The organism is Mycobacterium hubeiense (assembly GCF_002838065.1).
GTDB classification, from domain to species: Bacteria; Actinomycetota; Actinomycetes; order Mycobacteriales; family Mycobacteriaceae; genus Mycobacterium; species Mycobacterium hubeiense.
In genome coordinates, this window is sequence record NZ_PIZU01000087.1 from 1 (window position 1) to 4,276 (window position 4,276).

Genomic DNA, 4,276 nt, shown 5'->3' on the forward strand with positions numbered 1-4,276 from the left:
AACGAACGACGCCCGGTGGTCGCGCCCTTGCAGCCGGGCGGGCAGCTGAGCCGAAAGATGGTCAGCACCTACGAGTTCGGTGAGGGTGGTGTCGGGGGAGAGGTTGGAGACGACGACGGACGCGGCGATCGTTTCGCCGTCGCGGCACCACACGCCGATGACTTTCCCGTCGTCGACGAGGATCTGCTCGACCTTGACGTGCTNCGATCGTTTCGCCGTCGCGGCACCACACGCCGATGACTTTCCCGTCGTCGACGAGGATCTGCTCGACCTTGACGTGCTGAGCTTTGTTACAAGTCGGGAATCTACTCCCTTGTCAATACCTTCCTTGAACGCGGTATGTAGCCCTATATCGGGCCTATCGCGCGCGCAACAATGAATCCGGCGGCGGACAGGGCCACCGATACCGGGGCCGAAAGTGAACCGATCAGCATTCCGCGGCCAACCTGACCCAACGTGCCGGGCCGCATCACAAGAACGACGGCGAGCACCCAATCGACGACGAGCACAGGTGTGACGAAGTACAACAACGCCACGAACGGCATCCACGGGAGGAAGAAGCACGTAACCACTTCCAACACTAGGATATTGGCTAGTGCCGAAATGAAGCTGACCGGTCCATACTTCGTGGCCGAGTCGTTCTCCGTCACCACCGAATCACCCACAAAGCGAACGTGATTACCCCGATTAGGGCGACTGCGGCTGACCCTGCGATGCTAAGCGCAATGCCTTGAACGCGCGGTGATCGCGATCTGAAGAGCAAACCGCCTACCAGAGCTGATGTCAGAACTGTGGCCGTCGCTATCCCCAGGAACCACGCAGGCCCACCTGTGCGATCACTCGTTGTCAGGTAGGCGGGTACCTTCCCCAATAGCACCAAGGCGATGACCATCGCTCCCAGAACCAGCTGAACAGCGAGCGGCGCTGCCCAGGTGGCCGTGGACCAGGCGCGGGAGTCCAGCTCGCGCAACCGTACGATCGATGTCATGTGGTTTCGGGCTCCGTTCTCTCAGAATTGAGTTGTTCCCGGCGGCAATCGACTCGGAGGCACTGTCGGTGGGCTGGCTGTGGAACCGAACTCGGTGGAGGGCAACGGAACCCGCACATCATACTCGGGGTTCCAGCCGCCCGTGTTGAACGGCTCGAACGCGTCCCCACCAATTCCGACATCGTGGTGGAATGGGAGGTTCACCATCGGCCCTGTTGAGTTCCCGGCGATCGCCTGGTCAATAAGCACGGAACTTGTCGTGCCGTTCGGCAGGTCTTGGTAAACCTCCATGGAGGGATAGTTGGTGCGCGTCCCGTCGACCTGTATGCCGTCCCCAGTGGGGGTGAACACCAGGTCGCCGTTGACGGTCCAAGGGTGAAGGGGCTCAGGGGGATTTGCCGCAGGTCCGGGGGCGAACGGGTTCGCTGCGTCGTATGTGATGCGGACGGCCCCGTCGCTGTTCTGCTGTATTACAGCTTCCGGCACGCCGACCTTTACCCGCCCCGGCCCTCCATCGTCGTTTAGTTCGACCGAAGGATTCTGCCGCATCACGACGAGGCCGTTCTCGTAGTCGATGTAGGTTGTGACTCTCGCATGCTCGGGGTCGAAGTTCGGGTTCGCTGTCCTGTTGTCACCGAAATCCCTCTTCCCATCCAGGCTGCTCCATACGTCGCGTTGTTCGATCCATTGCGACACTCGGACGACACCTTGGCCTGGGACGGGCTCGATCTTCGCCACGCGGACTTCTGCGTTGACACCCTGATACATCGGGTCATAACTGTGGGGATCGAGCGCAGCGGCGGTGGTCCAATCCGCCTTCGACTTCGGTTCTCGGCCGAAAACCTCCTTGAAAGCGTCGATCTGGTTCTGGCGCCGGTTGATCTCATCCTCGGCTGTCCCCGGTGACTCTTTCCAGGTTTGGTGGTCGACGGCCTGGATGGACCCGTCCCTGTGCGTGTTCCAGTCCGTTGGGATCATGCCGTCGAGGACGGCTTTGCCGGTGTTGAGTTTCGCTGCGGTGTCAGCGTTGACGCTCTGCAGCACCTTGGCGTGATGCACGATGTCGTTTTGGTGCTCTTGGGCTTGGTCCTGCCGCTGCGCTTGCAGGCTGGATTGGCCGGAACTGTAGCGGCGGGTGTCGGTGACGGTGAGGTCGTCGGCCACCTTGAAGTCGTTCATCTCCGCGTTGCTGATGGCATCGAGTGCCCGACTAAGCGCCTGACGCTGGTTGCTGGCCCCCTCGCCGGCTGTGGTCGCCAGATCGTCCCGAATGAGGTCGCCGGCCCGCCAGACCACGCCTCGGTCGGCAAGCGCTGACGCGGATGCGGTCTCGCCGCTGTCGCCGTCCCAGTCGGTGCCGCCGGGGGTGGACATCTGCTGCACGTACGCGTCGCCGGTGGCGGCGAGTGTGTCGGCGTGCGGGCGCCACACCTCCGAGGACGCATACAGCGCATCAATGGTGGTGGACCAGTCTTCGATGCGGGTGCGGGTGGGCACGCCGAAAACTGCCACCGGCGACTCCGCGGCCGGGATTGGCGGGCCGACTAGCCCTGCCGGAACCGCGCCGGGTCGCGCGTTGGTTGGCAGCCCAACAGAGGCAGGGCGGGGCCCGGCGGGAACAGCACCACGTGCGTCGCCCGAGGGTCCGGGAATGGTCGTTGCCAGTCGGGTGGCCGCATCCTCGTCGGTGACGGTGTAGTTCACAGCCGCCGTCGTCAGGGCGTCGGCTCGGCCGCCGATGCGCCCGGCAAACGCCTGCGAGAACGCCGCCACCGACGCAGACACACCGGCGGCGGCGACCGCTGAGGACTCCCCAACGCCCGCCCGCCCGGCTAGGGCGAGCTGGCTGGCCTGTTCGGCGAGCCGCGCGGCGTGCTCGCCCAGCGACGCCGAGCCAGATCTCAGGCCGTGAGGGTCCACAGAAAGAGGTTGTGGCATGGCTCCGATGCGGATAGGCAGCAAAGGTCAGCTAGCTAGAAGCGCAGCGTAACACCCGACAGGCCGCAGAGCTGGGCCTGTGCTTGGCAAGCGACTCGTCCACACGTGCCCATTCGACACGCGAGGCGCAGGGTCGCATCCGAGGACTCAACCCAAGTTCGGCCTGGCCGCCGGTGAGCGCGTCAAGACCGCCTTCACCGCTGGGTCTTGATCGACCGCACCAGCGACTGCGCCGACACGAGGTCATCGCCGCTGTCGAAGTACAAGGCCAGCTGTACGTGGCCGGGATTGCTCACCGCGAAGCCATAGAGCGCGGGAAGTCGTTCGTCTCCGGCGCCTTCGGCGAGTCGGTAGGTCAGGTAGTGCGCACCGTTTGCCGACCATTCGGCATGGTCGTAGCCATGCGGTGACACATGGGCCGTCACTTGCTGTAGGCGATGGGCGGGGGCATGGTTCTTTGGGTTGCCCCAAGGGGTGAGAACCGCTGTCAGACCTGGTCGCCAGAACACGGCTGACGACGTTGTCCCGCGGTCGATGCGGAAGTTCATCGGTTCGGGCACGGTGAGGACCCAGTCTTCGGTGAGCTCGTGGTGCCCGTTCACGACTGGGAACTCTGGATTGAGCGTCGGCGGGACCGGCTCATCGGGGACGCGTGGCGCGCCCTCCGGGTCTTCGATGAAACCGTCGCCCTGCCGGATGAATGCCGATCCGCACGGCGCTTGTAGGTACGGCACGATTGAGCGGTCGCAGTTCGCGATCACGTTGACCGACAACACACTCAGGTGGTCCCGGTCGGCGAGATATGTGGGGTCCTCGTCCCCGGCGGTGAACACCCACCCCCAGCCGTCGCGAAACATATACCCCGCCGGGCTACCGTCCACCGTGATCCGGTCGGTTGCGAGACAGCCCTCTTCAGGAGCTAGCCCTGGCACGATGCGCTCGCCTGACAAGCGAAACTTCTTGTTCGCCACGAAGGCAGCGTACCGGTGCTCGTCGTGGTGCAAATGTGTGAGCGCGGCCGTCGAGTGCGGTGCCGGCGTCCGAGATGTCAGCCGCCAGAACCACGTCCTGGCGGGTCGAGCGAATCCGTACAGAAAGCGAGCGTTCGATCACGGGCGAGGTTGATGTACGGATTTCCCCTTCGATTCACCGCGCCTATCCAGTTCTCAGCCGAGATCGTCGAGCACTTGATACCCAGCGTTATATCCCGGAATGAAGGTGATGCCGGGCCCGCCGTGGCAGCCGGCGCCGCCGAGATAAAGACCCTCGATACCGATCGGCAGGTCGCGGAAACCCTTGGGCCCCGGTCTATTCGGGCCCATCAGGTCGGGGTGCAGCAGCCCGTGGCAG

General features: G+C 64.0%; 3 protein-coding genes and 2 pseudogenes. All 5 read right to left on the minus strand.

The window, feature by feature from the left end:
• Positions 1-195: pseudogene (locus CWS39_RS29915) on the minus strand (NAD(P)/FAD-dependent oxidoreductase); the annotation flags it as partial.
• A gap of 152 nt (positions 196-347) precedes the next feature.
• Complete coding sequence (locus CWS39_RS27895; RefSeq protein ID WP_102146064.1) at positions 348-665, minus strand: hypothetical protein; 318 nt, start codon at positions 663-665, stop codon at positions 348-350.
• Between the two features lie 344 nt (positions 666-1,009).
• Positions 1,010-2,485: a hypothetical protein gene (locus CWS39_RS27900; protein WP_142386975.1), complete on the minus strand. Its 1,476-nt coding sequence runs from the start codon at positions 2,483-2,485 to the stop codon at positions 1,010-1,012.
• Between the two features lie 635 nt (positions 2,486-3,120).
• Positions 3,121-3,897 carry an immunity protein Imm33 domain-containing protein gene (locus tag CWS39_RS27905; protein ID WP_102146066.1) on the minus strand — a complete coding sequence of 259 codons (777 nt, stop codon included), beginning with the start codon at positions 3,895-3,897 and terminating at the stop codon, positions 3,121-3,123.
• Between the two features lie 195 nt (positions 3,898-4,092).
• A pseudogene (locus tag CWS39_RS27910) lies at positions 4,093-4,276 on the minus strand (NAD(P)/FAD-dependent oxidoreductase); the annotation flags it as partial.